Below are 18,599 nucleotides of genomic sequence, written 5' to 3'. Positions count from 1 at the left end.
CGCGGTGCGGGGCTTCTGGCCTCAGGCCAGTGAAAGGAACAGTTTCTCCAGGCGGGCGCGCATCTGCTCCCGGCTCTCGTCGGACTTCCCGTCGCCGTCGACATCCGTCAGGCACTGCTGCAGACCGGTGGCGATGATGGCGAACCCCGCCCGGTCGAGAGCACGGGACGCCGCGGACAACTGCGTCACCACGTCCTCGCAGTCCCGGCCCTCCTCGATCATCCGGATCACTCCGGAGATCTGGCCCTGCGCCCTGCGCAGCCGGTTCAGCACGGACTTCAGCTCCGCACCCGCGAGTTCCAGGTCCACCATCGCTCCTTACCTATACCCCTAGGGGTAAAGGTACTCCTCCGACGGTCGGAACGAACCGAGTGGTTCGGACGCCTTCGTGGTCCTGGACGACGGCGAAGCCCTGCACGTCGGCGACCCGGGCGATGGGGACACCCAGGTCGGCCCGCTCGCCGCCCTTGCCGTCGCCCGGGACGACAAGGACGCCGTGCGACTCGCGAACGCCACCCCGTACGGACTCGGCCTGAGTATCCGGACGGCCGAACCCGGCCGGGGTGTCGCCCTCGCCCGGCGTATCACCGGCGGAGCGGACTTCGTCAACGCGATCGTCGCCTCCGACCCGTGGCTGCCCCTCGGCGGGACCGGGCGCAGCGGCTACGGCCGAGATCCGGCCGCAGCCGACATCCGCGAGTTCACCGACACGCGCACCTGCTGGGCCACCGCCTGACCGGATGCGCGCCGCTGCCCCTACTCCTTCCTCAGGACGATGTCGAAGGTCGTCGAGGTCCACGCGGTCTGCAGCTGACGGCCGTCCGGCGTCGGTGTCCCGGCCTCGTGACGGTCGAAGGGGCGGATCAGTGACTCCTTCACGCCGAACACGGAGTCGTTGTCCACCCACGGATCGCCCGCGACGAAAATGTGGGTGATGAGACGCCGGAAGCCGGGTGCCGTCACCATGAAGTGCAGGTGAGGCGCGCGCATCGGGGAGCGGCCGGCGTGGTCGAGGAGCCGGCCGACGGGGCCGTCGTCGGGGATCGGGTACGGCGTGGGGGTGAGCCCCCAGAACCGGTAGCGGCCCTCGGCGTCGGTGAACAGGTGCGCGCGCCCCGCGAGTTCGCCACGGTCGTACTGGACGTCGTACATGCCGTCGTCGTCGGCCTCCCACACCTCGACGCGGGCGCCGGCGACCGGGTTGCCGCCGGGGTCCGTGACCCGGCCGCTGACCCACGACGGCTCACCGCTCGCGCCGCCCGCGATGTCCCCGCCGTGTGCGATCTCGGGCGCGTCCTGGACGAAGAACGGGCCGAGGACCGTGGACTCCGTCGAGTCGTCGAGACCCGGTTCGTTCACCGCCACGGTGAGCATGGAGACGCCGAGGACGTCCGAGAGGAGGACGAACTCCTGGCGGGTGTCGGTGGTGATGTGGCCGGCTGCGGTCAGGAACTCGATCGCCGCCGTCCATTCGTCGTCGGTGAGCCTCGTCTCGCGCACGAAGGCGTGGGCGTGCCGGACGAGCGCCTGCATGACCTCGCGGAACCGGTCGTCCTTCGCGGAGTCGAAGCTCGCGACGACCTTGTCGGTCAGCTCCTGTTCAGTCATCGTGCTGCTCTTTCGTACGGGGTCGGTGTGTCCCCGCGCCATGCGCGCCCCAGCAGCTCGCGCATCTCGTCGCGGGTCACCCGGCGCGGGTTGGTGTCCGGCACCTGTGCCATGACCAGGTCCGTGGCCCGGTCGAGTTCCTCCTCGGGAAGCCCCAACTCCGCCAGGGAACACGGTGGTTCGAGGCGCGAGTAGAGATCGAGCAGTGCGCTGAAGGGGTCCTTGGGCGAGTCGAGTGCGGTGGCGAGGTGCCGCTCCGCCTCGGGTGCCGCGGCCAGGTTGAGGCCGACCACGTGCGGCAGGACCACCGAGTGCAGTGCGGCGTGTTCGAGGTCGTACGCGCCGCCGAGGACGTGGCACACCTTGTGGTGCAGGCCGGAACCGGCCCCCGCGAAGGCGACCGCTCCGAGGTAGGTGCCGAAGAGGATCTCGCGGCGGGCCGCGACGTCCTGGCCGTCGGCGACGATGCGGGGCAGTGCGGAGGCCAGCGAGCGGACGCCCTCGACGGCCAGGGCGGAGCTGATCGGGTTGTGCCGGGGTGCCCACCACGCGTCGACGCAGTGGGCGAGGGCGTTGAGTCCCGACGTCACCGACAGGCGCGTCGGCAGCGACAGCATCAGCGTGGCGTCGTAGACGACGACGCGGGGGAGCACCTTCGGGTCGACGCCGATGCGCTTGTGGCCGTCCTCGGTGAGGCCCCAGACGGGGGTCGCCTCGGAGCCGGCGTACGTCGTGGGGACGGCGAGGATCGGCAGGCCGGTGGTGAGTGCCGCCGCCTTGGCCGTACCCGTCGTGGAGCCGCCGCCGACGCTCAGCAGCAGGTCGGCGTCGTGCTCGCGGGCGGCCGCCCGCACGGCCTCGGCCACTTCGGCCGGCACGTGCGGACGGACGGCACCGAAGACCGCCACCACGGGGATGTCCTTGCAGATGTCCTCGGCCAGGGCCCGCTCCCCGTCGGCCGCGATCACCAGGACCCGGCTCGCGCCGAGCCCGGTGACCTCGGCCGCCACGTCCTGGCGGGCGGTACCCGAGCCGAAGACGACCCGCTGCCCCCAGGACTCGTAGACGACCTTCGTCATGCCGTCACCGCTCGGACGCGAGGTACGGCGCCCGCCGCGATCGCCCCGACGAGGGCCGGTACGGCGAAGGCGTAGAAGGCCCACTCGACGTCGGCACCCGAGCTGAGGACGTACGCGCCCAGGGACGGTCCGACGATCGCGCCGAAGCGGCCGATCGACAGGGCCCAGGCGAGGCCGTTGCCGCGCAGGGCGTCGGGGTAGCGCGTCACGATGAACGCGTTGCCGAGGATCTGCGAGCCGATGAAGCCGAAGCCGCTGATGAACATGAGCACGAACATGACCGGCGTCGGCGGGCGCGTGCTCATCGCGACCAGGCTCAGCGTGCCGACCAGGAAGGCGACGACCACCACGCGCTTGGCGCCCAGCGCGTCCGCGACCCGGCCGCCGACGATGGCGCCGACGCCGACACCGAGCCACATCGCCGCCGTCTGCAGCAGCGCCGAGCCGAGGGAGAAGCCCGCGGCCTGCATGATGCTGGGCAGCCAGGTGCTGATGCCGAAGACGAGGAGCAGTCCGCAGAAGGACATCGCCCAGAAGAGCACCGTCGAGACCGCGAGCCCGCCCGTCAGCAGCGAGCCGATGCCGAGCCAGCGGCCCGGGTTCGAGGCCGGCGACGCGTCCGACGGGCCGAGGCCCAGCTGCTCCTCGACCACTCGGGCTTCGGCGGTCCGGCCCGTACGGCTGAGGTGGAAGGGGCTCTCCGGGAGCCGCAGCACGAGCGGTATGGCCAGGAACACGGGGAGGACGCCGATCACGTACAGCCAGCGGTACGAGACGTCGGGCAGCAGGGCGGTGCCGAGCAGCGGGGAGAGCAGGGCGCCGGCCGCGTAACCGCTCATGATCAGGGCGACGTTTCGGCTGCGGCGGCCGGGGTCGCTGAGGTCGGCGACGTACGCGTTGATCGTCGGCAGGACGACACCGAGACCGAGGCCGACCACGAGACGTCCGGCTCCGAACGACGGGACGCCACCGGCGAACGTACAGACCACCATCCCGAGCGAGAACACCGTGGTGCCGACGAGCAGGAGCCGGCGTGGGCCGGTGCGGTGGACCAGCGCCCCCGCCAGGGCCGCGCCGATCAGCATCCCGATGCCGACGAGCGAGCCGATGGTGCCGGCCTCGGCCTTGTCGATGCCGAGCGAGGGGTCGCCGAGGATCGCGGGCACGGTGACGCCGTACACGGCGAGGTCGTAGCCCTCGAGGGACGCGACGACCCAGGCGGCGAGCAGCATGAACGCGCTCGGGGAGATTCTGCGCGCCTTCGGGCGGATGGCTGACTGGGCGGTCTGAGCGGCCTGAGCGGACTGAGTGGTCATGGCCGGATCCCTTCTCCGACTGTGGCAGGAGCCTGCACCGGCTCGACTGCTGTGGCAAGTGTGGTGAGAAGTGCCGGGATGTCCGAGAGGACTCCCGCGGTGCCGAGGACGTAGAAGTCGGGCCGCCACAGAACGGCCGCGCGGCCGGTCTCGTCGAACCAGCGCCCGTAGACGCCGCCGACATCGGTGAGCCCCTCGGTGGTGAGGCGGCGGTCGGTGAGGTGGTGGACAGCGACGCCGAGCCCGGCGGCGAGTTCCGTGGTCGCGGGGGCGAGCGAGGCGCCCTCACGGCCGTCGACGAGGAGCACGAATCCGCGGCCGAGGACCTCGTCGAAGAGTCCCTCCGTGCCGTCCGACTCCACCCGGCCGTGCGGCATCAGGTGTCCTGCCTGCGGGGACGCGTCGTGCAGGCCCGGGCCGAGACCCGGGAAGCGCATCTTGTCGGGGCGTCCGTTCGCCCCGCGCTGGGCGATGAGCCGCGCGTCGCGCTCGGCGGCGGCCACCGGGTCGCGCATCGTCTGGACGCGGCCGAGCTCGATGCCCTTGGCGATGATGGCGCGCACATGCGGCTCGCGTTCGCTCTGGTACGTGTCGAGGAGCGCGTCGTCGGCACCCCGCAGCACGGCGTCCAGCTTGAACGCGAAGTTCTGGGCGTCCCGGATGCCCGAGCACATGCCCTGTCCCAGGAAGGGCGGCATCTGGTGGGCCGCGTCCCCGGCGAGCAGGATCCGGCCGCTGCGCCAGCGCTTCGCGACGAGCGAGCGGAACGTGTAGGTGGCGACGCGGATGAGCTCGGCCTGCCCGCGGTCGAGATAGGCGGCGACCCGTGCCCACACCCGGTCGGGCTCCCGCTCGACGGGAAAGGCGTCCTCCGAGTCGAGCATGAAGCTGAACCGGTGGTGCTCGGGGCCCAGCGAGATGATCGAGATCGGCTGCTCGGGGTCACAGACCTGGCGGGCCTTCGGGACGTCCGAGGGACCGGTCAGCCGGAAGTCGCAGACCATCCACGGCTCGGAGAACCCGTAGTCCTCCTGCCCGACGCCGAGCCAGCCGCGGGTGAAGCTGTTGCCGCCGTCGCAGGCCACGACGTACCGGGCCGAGACGACCTGGTCGCTTCCCTCGACCTGGATGTCCACGCCGTGGTGGGTGTTCTGCAGGCCGGTGACCCGGGCGTCCATGCGGATCTCGACGTTCCCGAGACCGCGGACCAGGCCATCGAGGGTGTCCTCGAGGTAGGGCTGGTACATCATGTACCACTCCGCCCAGCCCTGGCCGCCGACGGCCGCGAAGTCGTGCTCGATGAGGAGCTCGCCCGCGCTGTTGCGCCACTCGTAGTTCCGCTGGACGTGCAGGGTGGGCAGCAGGGCGGTGGAGATGCCGAGACGGTCGAAGGTCCGCATCGTCTCGTCGTCGAAGATGGCGGCGCGCGGAAGGTTGTAGAGGGTGGGGTAGCGCTCAAGGACGACCACGTCGTGGCCTGCCTGTCCGAGCAGCGCCGCGGTGACCATGCCCACGGGCCCGTACCCGATGACGGCGACGTCGTACACGTGCGTGCCCTTCCGCTCAGACACCCGCGAACGCGGGTGCGGTGGCGAGGCCGAGCAGCTTCTCGGCGTTCTGGTGGCCGATCTTGAGCCGGTCGGCCTCGCTGATCGGGGCGTTCCGCAGGAACTTCGTGGCCGTCTCGATGTCCTCGAAGGGGTAGTCGGTGCCGAACAGGATGTGGTCGGCGCCCATCGAGAGCAGGGCGGTGAGCAGCGGGGCGGGGGAGCAGACGCCGCTGGTCGTGATGTAGAGGTTGTGGCGGATGTACTCCGAGGGCCGCCCGCGCTTGAGCTCGATGCCGTGGTGCGCGTGGAAGTCCCAGCGGGAGTCCATGCGCCACATCACGTACGGCAGGCCTTCTCCCATGTGGCCGAGGAGCAGCTTGGCGTTCGGGAAGTCGTCGAAGACACCGCCGAAGATCAGGCGCAGGACGTGGGTGGCGGTGTCGACGCCCCAGCTCCACATCGGCCCGACGAGCTCGGGATGCCCGGACAGCACGTGCGCGGTGTCGACGCCGTTGGCCGGGTGCAGATAGAGCGGCACGTCGAGGTGTTCGGCGCGCTCCCAGACGACCCGCAGCTCGGGGTCGTCCAGGTACCTGCCGTGCGTGTGCGCGTTGACGAGGGCGCCGCGCAGGCCGAGCTGGGTCACCGCGCGCTCCAGCTCGTCGGCCGCCGCCTTCGGGTCCTGCAGGGGCAGGGCGGCGAAACCGGAGAAGCGGTCGGGGTGCTCGGCGATGACGCCGGTGAGGAAGTCGTTGACCGTGATCGCCTGGCGTACGGCGGCGGCCGGGTCCTTCTCCGCCTGGAGGCCGGGGGAGTTGAGCGACAGGACCTGCATGTCCAGGCCGGCCGCGTCCATGTCGTCGAGGCGTTCCTCGGTGAGGTCGAGGAGGCGGCGGGAGGCTTCGGCCCAGGCGCCGGGCTGGGCGATGGACGCGGTCGACGCGCCATGGCCCACCAGGTCGGGGGTCACGAAGTGCTCTTCGAGGCCTATCAGCTTCATTGCGGAGTGCTCCTCGGGGGATTTATGTGCTTTCACACGTGATGTCTCGTGTGCGAGGGTGCGGCGATGCCCGGCTCGGTGTGAGTGGCCGGAGCGGATGAGATGCGCGGGTGTGTGCGCCGAAGGACGAGCGGCTCGGGGCGGTCGTGAAGCGGGCCGCCGGGGGGCGGGGCAGTCCGGGGAGGAGAGCGCCACCGCTCTCGCAGTTCACCAGAACGTAACGCGTTCCGCAATAGTGAATGTAAGATCTGTTCCTGATCGGCGGCCGGCCCTCGGCCCGTCGATAGGCTGAGCACCGTCATTCACCTGCGGGAAGAGAGCTGCGCTGTGACCGAGACCGACCCCAAGGAGAACGGGGAACGGCAGGGCATCCAGTCCGTCGAGATGGCGATGCGGGTCCTGCTGGCGCTGGAGAGCGGCGGCGGTGCGCTGAGCCTGTCGGCGATCGCGCAGGCGAGCGGAATGCAGCCCAGCAAGGTGCACCGCTACCTCGTCAGCCTCGGTCGCATCGGCCTGACCTCGCAGGATCCCGTCTCGGGCCTCTACGACTTCGGGGCCGCGATGCGCCGCCTGGGTGCCGAGTCGCTGCGCCGCACCAACGAGGTGGCGGTGGTGAGCGGCCATGCGACGCAGCTCCGCGACCGCACCGGCCACTCCGTGAACCTCGCGGTCTGGGGCGACCGCGGCCCGATCGTCGTGAGCTGGGCGTACGGCACCCGCCCGCTGCCCCTGACGGTGCGCGTCGGCGCCACACTTCCGCTGCTCACGTCGTCCGTGGGCCAGGTCTTCCTGGCCCACCTGCCCGAGAGCCTCACCGACGAGGTGCTCGGCGGCGAGCTCCGAGGCAAGGAGACGGAGTGGACGAGCGCGCGCCTCGCGGCCACCAGGGCGCAGATCCGCGAGGAGGGGCACGTCGTGACGCACAGCGGCGTCATCCCGGGCATCATCTCGGTCGCCGCGCCCGTCTTCGCGGCCAACGACCCGCTGCCGCTCGCCGTCTCCGTCGTCCTGCCCGAGAGCCTCGGCACCCCGGACCACCTCGCCGAGGTCACCCGCGAACTGCACGACACCGTGGCCGCGGCCTCGCACGAGCTGGGCTACCTGTCGTAGCGCCCTGCGCGACGGGGCGCGGGGCCGTATCGATATGCGGCTCCGCCGCGATGGAGGACCCCCACGAGCGGGGGAGCGACCAGCCCCCACCGGCCCGCGGTAGACGAACCGCACAACCGGCGGAGCGCTTGGTGCCCTACGCGACGGGGCGCGGGCCGGCCACCTCGTCGAAGTGGGTCTCGGCCGACGGGCCGAGGATCTCGTGGGCCTCCAGGAACATCTCGTGCGCCTCATGGCCCACCCAGCCCGCCGGGAGCAGTTCGGTCGGCAGGTCCGGGTCGCGGAAGGGGAACTTGCGGTAGTCGTACGTCAGCCGCATGCGCTCGACCAGCGCTTCCTCGGGGCTGAGGTGCCCGGCCCGGTACGACGGCATACGGCTGCGATAGGTGCGCAGCAGCTCCCGGTAGTCCTCGTTGAGAGCAGCCAGGTCCCAGCTCCGCGCCGCCATCTCGCGGTCGACGGGCAGCCCTCCGGACTGGCAGCGCAGGGTGTGCAGGCGGATGGCTGGCTCGTCCGCGAACTTCTCCCTCACCTGCTGGAGCCGGTCGTGCGGGGAGACGTAGGTGGACGGGGCCAGGGGGCCGAAGCCCAGCCAGGCCAGATCCTTGCGGATGCGGTCGCGGACGCCTCGCTCGGTCTCGGGGACCGAGTAGATGACCATGTACCAGTGCCGGTCCCACTCGGACGGGGCCCGGTCGAAGATGCGTGAGCGGCCCTCGTCGAGCAACTGGAGACTGCGCTTGTTGAGCGCGTAGAGCGTCTCCCTGCCCTCGCGCCGGACGTCGAACCAGCCCTCTTTGCGCAGCCGCGCGAGGACCACCCGCACCGTGCTCTCGCCGACACCGAAGCAGCCCATCAGTGTGCTGAGGGTGCGCAGCCGGGCGGCGCCGCCGCGGTAGCGGACGTAGTCGCCGAACAGGTCGAAGACGATCGATCGAGGCTTCACGGAATCGACTATGTCACACGGACGGCCGTCGTGAGGATGAGCCATTGGGCCGAGAAAACTCATGGCCCTGCTGGATAAGCGACTTCGATAAAGCGCAACAAATTATTGACGCCCGTGTATCTATTGACACAGGATGCGTCCGGGCCTGAGTCTGGGCCTGTACTCGACGTGGAGGCGGAAGCCATGGTTTCTCGGATCGCTGTTGTGGGAGGCGGCCCCGGTGGGCTGTTCTTCGCGGCGCTCATCAAGCAGGCCGATCCGTCGGTCGAGGTGACGGTCTTCGAGCGGAACCGCGCGGAGGACACCTTCGGCTTCGGTGTGGTGTTCTCGGACGCGACGCTGGCCGTCATCCACGAGGCGGATCCCGTCCTGCGCACCGCGCTCGCGGACCATGGCCGGCACTGGGACGACATCGAGGTGCGGCTGAAGGGGCAGCGGATCCGCTGCGGCGGCAACGGCATGGCCGCCATCACCCGCAAGACCCTGCTCCAGTTGCTGCACGAGCGGGCCGAGGAGGTCGGGGTCGAACTCCGGTTCAGCCACGAAGTCCCCGCGGATCCCGCCGAGTTGGCCGACTACGACCTGATCGTGGCCGCCGACGGGGCGAACTCCCGGTTCCGCGACCGACTCGCCGACGTGCTCGTGCCGGAGGTGGAGGTCGCGACCGCCAAGTTCATCTGGTTCGGCACGGACTACCTCTTCGACGGACTGACCTTCGTGCACGAACACGGCCCGCACGGCACCTTCGCCGTGCACGGCTACCCGATCGACGACAGCGTCAGCACGTTCATCGTCGAGACCGACGAGGAGTCCTGGCGGCGGGCGGGGCTGGACGACTTCGACACCGCGCAGCCGCCGGGCCCGAGCGACGAGAAGACCAAGGCGTACCTGGAGAAGCTCTTCGCCGAGCAGATCGACGGACACGAACTGCTGGTCAACAACTCCCGCTGGGGCAACTTCCGCACCCGCCGCACCCAGCGCTGGCACAGCGGCAACGTCGTCCTGCTCGGCGACTCCGCCCACACCGCGCACTTCTCCGTCGGCTCCGGGACCAAGATGGCCATGGAGGACGCCGTCGCCCTCGCCGACAGCCTCCTCGCCCACCGCGACGACCTGCCGACCGCCCTGGGCGCGTACGAGGCGGTGCGGCAGCCCTCGGTGGCGAAGATCCAGGGCTCCGCCCGGCCGAGCCTGTCCTGGTGGGAGCACTTCGGGCGCTACCACGACGCCTTCGAACCGACGCAGTTCGCCTTCCACTTCATCTCCCGCAGCATCGGCAAGGAACGGATCGCGCGCCGCGACCCGGACTTCGTCGAGCAGGTCGTACGGGACTGGCGGGCGGAACACGAGGGGCTCGATCCCTTGGCCACTCCCTTCCGGGAGTTCGGCGGACGGCGGCTGACCTCCGAGGAGCTCGCGGCCTTGCGCACCGAAGGGTGCCTGTGGCTCACCGCCCCGGACGGCGAGGCTCAACTGCCGGAGTTCTACGACGAGTTGGCCGACGCCCTGAGTGGTGACACGCCCCCGGACCTGGTCGCCGTACAGGGCGGCACCCCGCTCACCCGGTCGCTGCTAGCCGAACAGGCCCGGCTGGTGCACGGCGTGCCCGCGCTGATCGTGGAGGACGGGATGAACGACGACCGGGCCGAGACGCTGCTGCTGTCCGGACGGGCCGACCTGGTGGCGGGGGAGCAGGCATGAGCACCGACCTGACGCCGATGTTCGCGCCCGAGGGCGTGGTCGTGATCGGCGCCTCGCGGCAGAGCGGCAAGCTGGGCGCCGCCATGGCCCGCTCGCTGGCGACCTTCCCCGGCGCCCGCGCCCTGGTCAACTCACGGCGCCCGGAACCCGACGAGGGCGTGTGCGCCTCGGTCGCCGAAGCCGCCGCGCACACCGACGGACGACTCGATCTGGCCGTCCTGTGCGTGCCCGCGGCCGGCTGCGCGGACGCGCTCGCCGAAGCGGCCGCCGCCGGCTGCCGTGCCGCACTGGTCTGCGCCGGTGGTTTCGGAGAGGCGGGCCCGGAGGGCGAGGAGCACGCGGAGGCACTGCTCCGCGTCGCCCAGGAAACGGGGATCCGCCTGCTCGGCCCCAACACCTCCGGCTTCTTCGCTCCCCATCTCGGACTCACGGCCAGCTTCGTGCCCGCGGCCGGTCAACTGCCCGCCGGTGACATCGCGGTGGTCGCGGCCAGCGGCGGCGTCAACCACGCGCTCTCCTTCGACCTGGTCGCCGCCGGGAACGGCATCAGCCTCGGTGTCGGCATCGGGGCAGGCCTCGACGTCACCGCCGCGGACGTTCTGGAACACCTCGCGGGGGACGGCCGTACGACAGCCGTCGCACTGCATCTGGAGACGGTGCCGGACGGACCACGGCTGGTCGAGGCCGTGCGCCTGTTGGCCGCCGTTAAACCGGTCGCGGCACTGGTCGTCGGCCGCAGCGACGTCGGTGACTTCGCCCGGTCCCACACCGGCGCGCTCGCCACCTCCTGGCGTACGACGCGTGCCGCGCTCCGGCAGGCCGGTGCGGTGGTCGTGGACGACGAACGGGAGATGGTGGACGCACTCACCGCGCTCTCCCGCATCCAGCTGCGCCCCGCCCCGGACCCGGGACTCGCCATCGTGACCGCCCAGGCCGGACCGGGGCTGCTGCTCGCGGACCGGGCCGGCGCCGACGGCATCCGGATGCCGGAGCTGGCCGGGAGCACGCAGCGGGCGCTCGGCGAACTGCTGCCCCCGCTCACGTACCAGCGCAACCCGGTCGACACCGGCCGGCCCGCCGAGACCTTCGCGCGCGTGCTGGACACGACGGCCACCGATCCCGAGGTGGACCTGCTCGCCGTCTACGCCCTCACCGAGCCCGACAGTGTCGACCTCGCCTCGGCTGCGCAGGACGCCGGCCTCGGGGCCGACTCCCCGGCCGTGGTGGTCGTCGGGGGCCTGCCCGAGGACGTCGCCGAACAGCGGGCGCGGCTGCACAAGGCGGGGATTCCGGCGCTGACCGGACCTGCCTCGGCCGCCAATGCCGTACGGGCGCTGGTGACGCATGCGCGACAGCGGGCCTTGCACACCGACGGGTCTGTGCAAGAGACGGCCGCCTCCGTGCCGTCCGGCCCGCTGGACGAGGACGCCGCCAAGACCCTCCTCGCCTCGCTCGGCATCCGCACCCCGAACCGCGTCGCCTGCGACACCCGCGCCGACGCCCACTACGCCCTGCGCCTGCTGGGCGGGCCCGTCGCCGTCAAGGTGCTCGACGCCGCGATCCTCCACAAGACGGAGATCGGCGGAGTCCACCTGGGCGTGCGCACCCCCGACGAACTCGACGCGGCGCTGGACGCCATCGGCTCCGACCGCCGGTACCTGGTCGAGGCCATGGCCCCGGCCGGAGTCGACCTCGTGCTCGGTGTGCGACGGGACCCCGTGTTCGGGCCGATCGTCCTCGCCGGGCTGGGCGGCACCGCCGCCGAGGCCCTCGCGGACGTGGCGATCCGGCTCGCCCCGCTGTCCGCGGCGGAGGCCGCCGGGATGCCCGACGACCTGGCCGCCCGTGCCCTGCTCGACGGCTGGCGCGGCGGGCCGGTGCTCGACCGCGCCGAGTTCGGGCGGGTCGTCTCGGCACTCGCCGCCGCCCTGGCCGCGAGTCCGGACACCGCCGAGATCGAGATCAACCCCTTGCGGCTCACCGCCGACGGGCTCATCGCCCTGGACGCCGTGATCGTGCCCACCACCAAGGAGACCGACCATGCCTAGGCCGAGCAGCAATGGCGCTGTGCCCTGGCCCGCGGACCACGCCGAGCGCTACACCGCGAAGGGCTACTGGGAAGGCCATGCCATCGGCGACCGGCTCCACGCCGTCGCCGACGCGACTCCCAACGCTGTCGCACTCGTCGACGGCGAACGGCGGCTGACGTACCGTCAACTCGCCGAGCACGCGGACGCCGTGGCCCTGCGCCTGGCCGCGCTCGGCCTCCGTCCGGACGACCGGCTCGTGGTACAGCTGCCCAACACCGCCGAGTTCGTGATCCTGGCCTACGGCTGTCTGCGCCTCGGCGTCATCCCGGTGATGGCGCTGCCCGGGCACCGCAGGCACGAGGTCGGGTACCTGGTCGAGCACAGCGAGGCCGTGGGCATCGCGGTGCCGGATTTCCTCAAGGACCACGATCACCAGACGATGGCGTTCGAGATCGCCGAGGAATCGCCGACTCTCCAGCACATCCTGGTCCTTGGCGACAAGGTCGGCGACGACGCCGTGGACCTGCGGGAGTTGTGCGCGGCTCCCGGCACGCCGGCGGACCGGGCCGCCGTGGACGCGTACCGCCCCGACAGCCGCTCGATCGCCGTCTTCCTGCTCTCCGGCGGCACCACCGGGCTGCCCAAGCTCATCGCCCGCACGCACGACGACTACGTCTACAACGCCCGCCGCAGCGCCGAGGTCTGTGAATTCGGCCCCGACACCGTCTACTTCGCCGCTCTCCCGCTCGGCCACAACTTCCCGCTCGCCTGCCCGGGCCTGCTGGGTGTGCTGCTGAACGGCGGCCGGGTGGTCCTCGGCTCGCCCAACCCGGAGAAGGCGTTCGCGATCGTCGAGCGCGAGGGCGTCACCGCCTCGGCCCTGGTCCCGGCCGTCGCCCAGCGCTGGCTGGACCACCACCGGGAACACCCGGGGGCCGACCTGAGCTCGTTGCGCGTCCTCCAGGTCGGCGGCTCCCGGCTCGCCGACCACGTCGCCCGCCGCGTCCGCCCCGAACTGGGCTGCACCCTCCAGCAGGTGTTCGGGATGGCCGAGGGCCTGCTCAACTACACGCGCCTGGACGACTCCGAAGACGTCATCTGTACGACGCAGGGCCGCCCCATGTGCGAGGACGACGAACTCCTCGTCGTCGACGAACTGGGCAACCCGGTCCCCGACGGAACACCCGGCGTGCTGCTCACCCGCGGCCCGTACACCCCGCGCGGCTACTACCGCGCCGAGGAGCAGAACGCCCGTGCCTTCACCGAGGACGGCTGGTATCGCACCGGTGACATCGTGCGGCTGCTGCCCGACGGCAATCTCGTCGTCGAGGGCCGCGACAAGGACATGATCATCCGGGGCGGGGAGAACATCTCCGCCGAGGAGATCGAGAACTTCACCTACCAGGTCCCCGGCGTCGCCCGCGCCGCCGCCGTGGCCATGCCCGACGCTCAACTCGGCGAGCGGGTCTGCCTCTACGTCGTACCGGAACCGGGGCACACGGTCACCCTCGACGACGTCCACCACGTCATGGACCGTGAGGGCATCGCCCGCTTCAAATTCCCGGACCGGTTGGTGACGGTCCCCGAACTCGCCGCCACCAAGGTCGGAAAGATCGACAAGAAGGCCCTGCGCGCCGACATCGCGCGCCGCCTCGACGCCGAAGGAACCCCCGATGACCAGTGACACCGACGGCATGGCGCCCGTCATAGCCCCGGAGGAGACGGACCCCGAACTCCGCAAGCTCTACGACGGCTTCGCGGCGGCCGGCCTCATCCCCCTGTGGACCGAGATCGGCAACCTCATGCCGCTCACCCCGCAGCCCGAGGCCGTCCCGCATGTCTGGCAGTGGGACACGCTCCTGCCGCTCGCCCGCCGGTCCGGAGACCTGGTGCCGGTCGGGCGCGGCGGTGAACGCCGTGCGATCGCGATCGCCAACCCCGGTCTGCCCGGACGGCCGTACGCAACTCCCAATCTGTGGGCGGCGATTCAGTACCTCGGCCCGCGCGAGGTCGCTCCCGCGCACCGGCACTCGCAGGGCGCCTTCCGGTTCATCCTGGAGGGCGAGGGCGTGTGGACGGTCGTCAACGGCGACGCGGTGGAGATGCGGCCGGGCGACCTGCTGCTCACCCCGTCGATGCACTGGCACGGCCACCACCACGTCGGCGACGAGCCGATGGTCTGGCTCGACGGCCTCGACATCCCGCTCGTGCACCGCCTGGACGCCGGGTTCTTCGAGTTCGGGGAGGACGGGGTGTCGGACCGTTCGACTCCGTCCCGGTCGCGCAACGAGCGGCTGTGGGGGCACCCGGGGCTGCGCCCGATCGGGGCGCCGGACAGCGTCAACTCCCCGCTGATGGCCTACCGTTGGGCCGACACCGACGACGCCCTCACCGCCCAGCTGGAGTTGGCGGACGAGGGGCACCCCGGTGTCATCGAGCCCGGTCACGCGGGCATCCGCTTCACCCACCCCGCCACCGGCCGCGACGCGCTGGCCAGCCTGCGCACCGAGATGCACCGCCTGCGCCCGCGCACGGCCACCGCCACCCGCCGCACGGTGGGCTCCTCGGTCTGGCAGGTCTTCCGAGGCAGCGGCACCGTCACCCTCGACGACCGCGTGATCGAGGTGACCGCCGGCGACCTGATCGCCGTCCCCTCCTGGTGTGCGCTGACCATCGCCGCGCACACGCAGCTCGACCTGTTCACCTTCAGCGACGCGCCCCTGTACGAGGCGCTCAACCTCGCCCGCACCGAAACGACCGAGAAGCCGGAAACGGCTGGGAACACCGGGAGCACCCTCGCATGAAGCTCGCCACCATCCGCACCGCCGACGGCACGGCGGCCGTCCGTCTCGACGGCGACCGGGCCGTGGAGACCGGTGCCGCCGACGTCGCCGCCCTCCTGCGCCGCCCCGACTGGCGTACGTACGCGGCCGCCGCCGAGGGGCCGACGCACGACGTGGCCGCCCTCGACCTCGCCCCGGTCGTCACGACCCCGTCCAAGATCTTCTGCGTGGGCCACAACTACCGCACCCACATCGCGGAGATGGGCCGCGAGATGCCCTCGTACCCCGCCCTCTTCGGCAAGTTCGCCAACGTCCTGCTCGGCGCCCGCGACGACATCGTCCACCCCGGCGAGACGGAGGAGCTGGACTGGGAGGCCGAACTCGGCTTCGTCATCGGCTCGCAGCTGCGCCGCCGGGCGACCAAGGAGGAGGCGGCGGCCGCGATCGCCGGCTACACCGTCGTCAACGACATCTCCATGCGGGACTGGCAGTGGCGTACCCCGCAGTGGCTGCAGGGCAAGGCGTGGGAGGCCAGCACCCCGGCCGGGCCCTGGCTGGTGACCGGGGACGAGATCGACGACGCCGCCGACCTGGAGATCCGCCTCGAGGTGGACGGCGAGGTCATGCAACGCTCGCGCACCTCCGACCTGCTGTTCAGCCCGGCGGACATCGCCGCGTACCTCAGCACGTTCACGACGCTGGAGCCGGGCGACCTCGTGCTCACCGGTACGCCGGGCGGGGTCGGCGCGGCCCGCGATCCCAAGGTGTTCCTGAAGCCCGGTCAGGTCGTACGGACCGTGGTCGAGGGCGTCGGGGAGTGCGTGAACACCGTTGTCGAGGACAAGCCGTGAAGGTCCTGAACTGGGTGGAAGAGGGGCAGCTCGCGCTGCAGCGGGCGGTCGACGTGCTGCCTGCCGATGCGGTGACCGAGCCGTCCGCCCTGCCCGGCTGGACCCGCGGCCATCTGCTCACCCACCTCGCCCGCAACGCCGACGCCCTGGTCAACCTGCTGAACTGGGCCCGGACGGGGATCCGTACGCCCATGTACGCCTCGCCGGACCAGCGTGCCCTGGACATCGAGGAGGGTGCGGGGCGGCCGCTCGCCGAACAACTGGCGGATGTACGAGAGTCCGCCGCCCGTTTCCTGGAAGCCGCCGGGGCGCTGACCGTCGACGACTGGTCGGCCACCGTCACCAGCGCTCAGGGCCGGGAGATCCCGGCGTCCGAGGTGCTGTGGCTGAGGGCGCGCGAGGTGTGGATCCACCTGGTGGACCTGCGCGTCGGCGTTGATGTGGACGTCCTGCCACCCGACTTCGCCTGGGCTCTGGTGCGGGATGTCGCCGGGTGGATGACGCCACGGATCGGCGCCGGCGCCGAACTGGTGGCGGACGGCCACGGCACCGCCGTACTCGGCGCGCCCGCCCCCGGTGTCACGGTCACCGGACCGCCGTACGCCCTTGCCGCCTGGCTCACCGGCCGGGGCGGCACCGAGAAGCTGCATGTGACGGGTGAACTCCCCGACATTCCACGCTGGTTGTGACAACCGACATGACCTATCGATCAAAGGAGATCGACATGAGCGAGACCTTCGTCCTGGTGACCGGAGCCTGTCACGGCGGATGGGCCTGGCGCCCGGTCGCGACAGAGCTGAGAGCCGCTGGGCACCAGGTGCACACCCCTACCCTGGCCGGGCTGGGCGCCGATGACGACCCGCGCGGCGTGACCCTCACCGACTGCGTGAACAGCCTCGTGGACTACGTCGAACGGGCCGGGCTGACCGACATCACCCTGGTCGGCCACAGCTGGGGCGGATACGTCCTGGCCGGCGCGGCGCCGAGGCTCGCCGCCCGGATTCGGCGCCTGGTCTTCTGGAACGCGTTCGTCCCGCAGGACGGCGAGTCCCTGATCGACGCGTGCCCGCCGCACTACGGCGAGATGTTCCACGCCGTGGCGGCGGCCTCCGGCAACGACACGGTGACGTTTCCCTTTGAGGTCTTTCAGCAGGCGTTCATGCAGGACGCCAGTGAGGAGACCCAGCGCCTGGTCCACTCCCTGCTCGTCCCGCAGCCCCTGGGCACCTTCACCGAGAAGCCGGACACGACGGCGTTCGCCGCACTCGACATCCCCACCGCCTACATCCTGGCCACCGAAGACCTTGCTCTTCCCGGCGAGTGGGCCTGGGCCAACCGCTTCCTGCCACGGCTCAAGGACCCGCTGGTCATCGAGACCCCGGGCAGCCACGAGGCCCTCTTCACCCGCCCCGCCGAACTGGCCGACGCGTTCGTGAGGGCCTGCGCGGTCTAGAGCGGCCCTGTCGCCATCGAGGTCTGGCCGGCCCCCGGCCAGACCTCGGTCCTACCGCTTGCGCGCCACGCCGCCGAAGTCGTCGACCTCGGCCGCCTGCTCGCCGGACCCGCCGGGGCGCCACCGGGAGACGGAGACCAGACCGGGCTCCAGCAGCTCCAGGCCGTCGAAGAAGCGGGCGAGTTCTTCCGGGCTGCGGTTGACGCGGGGGTTGTCGCTCGCCTCGTTCCACTGCTCGATCATTTCGTGCATCTGCTGCGGGTTGAGCACCTCGGTGTCGTCGCAGAGCACGAGATAGCTGCCGGAGGGGAGAGCGTCCACCAGGCGGCCGACGATGTCGTAGACGGAGTCGTCGGTGATGTGCGCGGTGATGCCCAGCAGTATCAGAGCGATCGGCTGGGTGAAGTCGACTGTCTTTGCGGCTTGTTCCAGGATGGACTCAGGATCGCGCAGGTCGGCGTCGATGTAGTCCGTGGCCCCTTCAGGTGTGCTGGTGAGGAGCGCCTCGGCGTGGACCAGGACGACCGGGTCGTGGTCGACGTAGGCGATCCGGGCCTCGGGGACGAGTCGCTGCGCGACTTCGTGGGTGTTGTTCGCGGTGGGCAGGCCGGTACCCACGTCGAGGAACTGGCGGATGCCGGCCTCGCCGACGAGGTACTCCACCGTCCGGACCAGAAACGCCCGCTGCGCCAGGGCGATGTCGAGGATCGCCGGATTGGCGCTCGCGATCTGGTCGCCGACCTCCCGGTCTATCTCGTAGCAGTCCTTCCCGCCGAGCCAGTAGTTCCAGATCCGGGCGGAGTGCGGCACGCCGCTGTTGATGACCGGGCGCTCAATTGACATGGGATCTCTCCGAGTTGGGCGGATGTCACCCCATAACCTAGACGGGCGGCCCATCCGGTGCGCGGAAGACCGGATCTTCACCGTGGCCGGCGGACCTGGTCGCTCGGGTCGGTGTCGGCGCCGCGGAGTACGACGGCGGAGCGCGCCCAGGGAGTCGGCGAACTCCTGGCAGACGGCGCATACAGGTCCTAGGCCCGGTGGCGGGCCGCGGCCGGGGCCCCGGCCGCGGTCGGCTTGCGGCGGTTCGCGATGAGGCCGCCGGCCGCGCCGAGCGAGACCAGGCCCATGCCGGCGGCGGTCGCGATCCCCTTCACGCCGTCCATGGTCAG

Annotated in this window: 17 protein-coding genes; 9 read left to right on the top strand and 8 right to left on the bottom strand. The window is 71.3% G+C overall.

The features are described from left to right. Window positions 1-21: 21 nt before the first annotated feature. Window positions 22-309 (bottom strand): metal-sensitive transcriptional regulator, encoded by a 288-nt coding sequence (locus tag IG08_RS0136560; RefSeq protein ID WP_030613003.1) that lies wholly within the window; start codon window positions 307-309, stop codon window positions 22-24. A gap of 79 nt (window positions 310-388) precedes the next feature. Between IG08_RS0136560 and IG08_RS0136555 the strand changes: the two genes are divergently transcribed. Beyond that, entirely contained in the window at window positions 389-736 is a 348-nt protein-coding gene (locus tag IG08_RS0136555) for an aldehyde dehydrogenase family protein (RefSeq protein ID WP_030613000.1), read from the top strand. Window positions 737-756: 20 nt separating this feature from the next. Here IG08_RS0136555 and IG08_RS0136550 read toward each other — a convergent pair whose 3' ends face one another. From IG08_RS0136550 to IG08_RS0136530, 5 genes are read right to left on the bottom strand one after another with little or no spacing between them, the layout of a single operon-like run. Beyond that, the gene (locus IG08_RS0136550) at window positions 757-1,608 is read right to left on the bottom strand and encodes a dioxygenase family protein (protein WP_043456151.1); all 852 of its coding nucleotides are present in this window, start codon (window positions 1,606-1,608) and stop codon (window positions 757-759) included. Then, window positions 1,605-2,687 carry a maleylacetate reductase gene (locus tag IG08_RS0136545; RefSeq protein WP_030612995.1) on the bottom strand — a complete coding sequence of 361 codons (1,083 nt, stop codon included), beginning with the start codon at window positions 2,685-2,687 and terminating at the stop codon, window positions 1,605-1,607. The genes IG08_RS0136550 and IG08_RS0136545 overlap by 4 nt, the downstream gene beginning before the upstream one ends. Beyond that, window positions 2,684-4,003 carry an MFS transporter gene (locus IG08_RS0136540; protein WP_043456148.1) on the bottom strand — a complete coding sequence of 440 codons (1,320 nt, stop codon included), beginning with the start codon at window positions 4,001-4,003 and terminating at the stop codon, window positions 2,684-2,686. The genes IG08_RS0136545 and IG08_RS0136540 overlap by 4 nt, the downstream gene beginning before the upstream one ends. Continuing rightward, window positions 4,000-5,574, bottom strand: coding sequence for a bifunctional 3-(3-hydroxy-phenyl)propionate/3-hydroxycinnamic acid hydroxylase (locus IG08_RS0136535; RefSeq protein WP_030612990.1), 1,575 nt, complete (start codon window positions 5,572-5,574; stop codon window positions 4,000-4,002). Before IG08_RS0136535 ends, IG08_RS0136540 begins: the two co-directional genes overlap by 4 nt. Then, window positions 5,567-6,553, bottom strand: a complete 987-nt coding sequence (locus IG08_RS0136530; RefSeq protein ID WP_030612987.1) for an amidohydrolase family protein — start codon at window positions 6,551-6,553, stop codon at window positions 5,567-5,569. Before IG08_RS0136530 ends, IG08_RS0136535 begins: the two co-directional genes overlap by 8 nt. 327 nt (window positions 6,554-6,880) lie before the next feature. Here IG08_RS0136530 and IG08_RS0136525 point away from each other — a divergent pair, with 327 nt between their 5' ends. Next, the gene (locus tag IG08_RS0136525) at window positions 6,881-7,663 is read left to right on the top strand and encodes an IclR family transcriptional regulator (RefSeq protein ID WP_199820968.1); all 783 of its coding nucleotides are present in this window, start codon (window positions 6,881-6,883) and stop codon (window positions 7,661-7,663) included. Window positions 7,664-7,799: 136 nt separating this feature from the next. On the opposite strand, the gene IG08_RS0136520 is transcribed toward IG08_RS0136525, so the two are convergent. Then, a complete protein-coding gene (locus IG08_RS0136520; RefSeq protein ID WP_043456144.1) occupies window positions 7,800-8,609 on the bottom strand; it encodes a PaaX family transcriptional regulator in 810 nt (269 codons plus the stop codon). 183 nt (window positions 8,610-8,792) lie between these two features. Between IG08_RS0136520 and IG08_RS0136515 the strand changes: the two genes are divergently transcribed. The 7 genes from IG08_RS0136515 to IG08_RS0136485 are packed head-to-tail and all read left to right on the top strand — an operon-like array spanning window position 8,793 to window position 17,427. After that, window positions 8,793-10,310 carry an FAD-dependent monooxygenase gene (locus IG08_RS0136515; RefSeq protein ID WP_030612978.1) on the top strand — a complete coding sequence of 506 codons (1,518 nt, stop codon included), beginning with the start codon at window positions 8,793-8,795 and terminating at the stop codon, window positions 10,308-10,310. Next, window positions 10,307-12,358, top strand: a complete 2,052-nt coding sequence (locus IG08_RS0136510; RefSeq protein ID WP_030612975.1) for an acetate--CoA ligase family protein — start codon at window positions 10,307-10,309, stop codon at window positions 12,356-12,358. Before IG08_RS0136515 ends, IG08_RS0136510 begins: the two co-directional genes overlap by 4 nt. Further along, window positions 12,351-14,024: a (2,3-dihydroxybenzoyl)adenylate synthase gene (locus IG08_RS0136505; RefSeq protein WP_030612972.1), complete on the top strand. Its 1,674-nt coding sequence runs from the start codon at window positions 12,351-12,353 to the stop codon at window positions 14,022-14,024. Before IG08_RS0136510 ends, IG08_RS0136505 begins: the two co-directional genes overlap by 8 nt. Beyond that, window positions 14,014-15,144 (top strand): cupin domain-containing protein, encoded by a 1,131-nt coding sequence (locus tag IG08_RS0136500; RefSeq protein WP_030612969.1) that lies wholly within the window; start codon window positions 14,014-14,016, stop codon window positions 15,142-15,144. The genes IG08_RS0136505 and IG08_RS0136500 overlap by 11 nt, the downstream gene beginning before the upstream one ends. Beyond that, complete coding sequence (locus IG08_RS0136495; RefSeq protein WP_030612966.1) at window positions 15,141-15,974, top strand: fumarylacetoacetate hydrolase family protein; 834 nt, start codon at window positions 15,141-15,143, stop codon at window positions 15,972-15,974. The genes IG08_RS0136500 and IG08_RS0136495 overlap by 4 nt, the downstream gene beginning before the upstream one ends. Then, window positions 15,971-16,663 carry a maleylpyruvate isomerase family mycothiol-dependent enzyme gene (locus tag IG08_RS0136490; RefSeq protein WP_052425010.1) on the top strand — a complete coding sequence of 231 codons (693 nt, stop codon included), beginning with the start codon at window positions 15,971-15,973 and terminating at the stop codon, window positions 16,661-16,663. Before IG08_RS0136495 ends, IG08_RS0136490 begins: the two co-directional genes overlap by 4 nt. 35 nt (window positions 16,664-16,698) lie before the next feature. After that, window positions 16,699-17,427 (top strand): alpha/beta fold hydrolase, encoded by a 729-nt coding sequence (locus tag IG08_RS0136485; RefSeq protein WP_030612960.1) that lies wholly within the window; start codon window positions 16,699-16,701, stop codon window positions 17,425-17,427. A gap of 51 nt (window positions 17,428-17,478) precedes the next feature. On the opposite strand, the gene IG08_RS0136480 is transcribed toward IG08_RS0136485, so the two are convergent. Further along, window positions 17,479-18,270, bottom strand: a complete 792-nt coding sequence (locus tag IG08_RS0136480; RefSeq protein WP_030612958.1) for an SAM-dependent methyltransferase — start codon at window positions 18,268-18,270, stop codon at window positions 17,479-17,481. Window positions 18,271-18,599 lie beyond the last annotated feature (329 nt).

This window comes from Streptomyces fulvoviolaceus, from assembly GCF_000718165.1.
GTDB classification, from domain to species: domain Bacteria; phylum Actinomycetota; class Actinomycetes; order Streptomycetales; family Streptomycetaceae; genus Streptomyces; species Streptomyces fulvoviolaceus.
The sequence above is the reverse complement of the archived record's forward strand: the minus strand, read 5'-3'. Positions and strand labels throughout refer to the sequence as shown.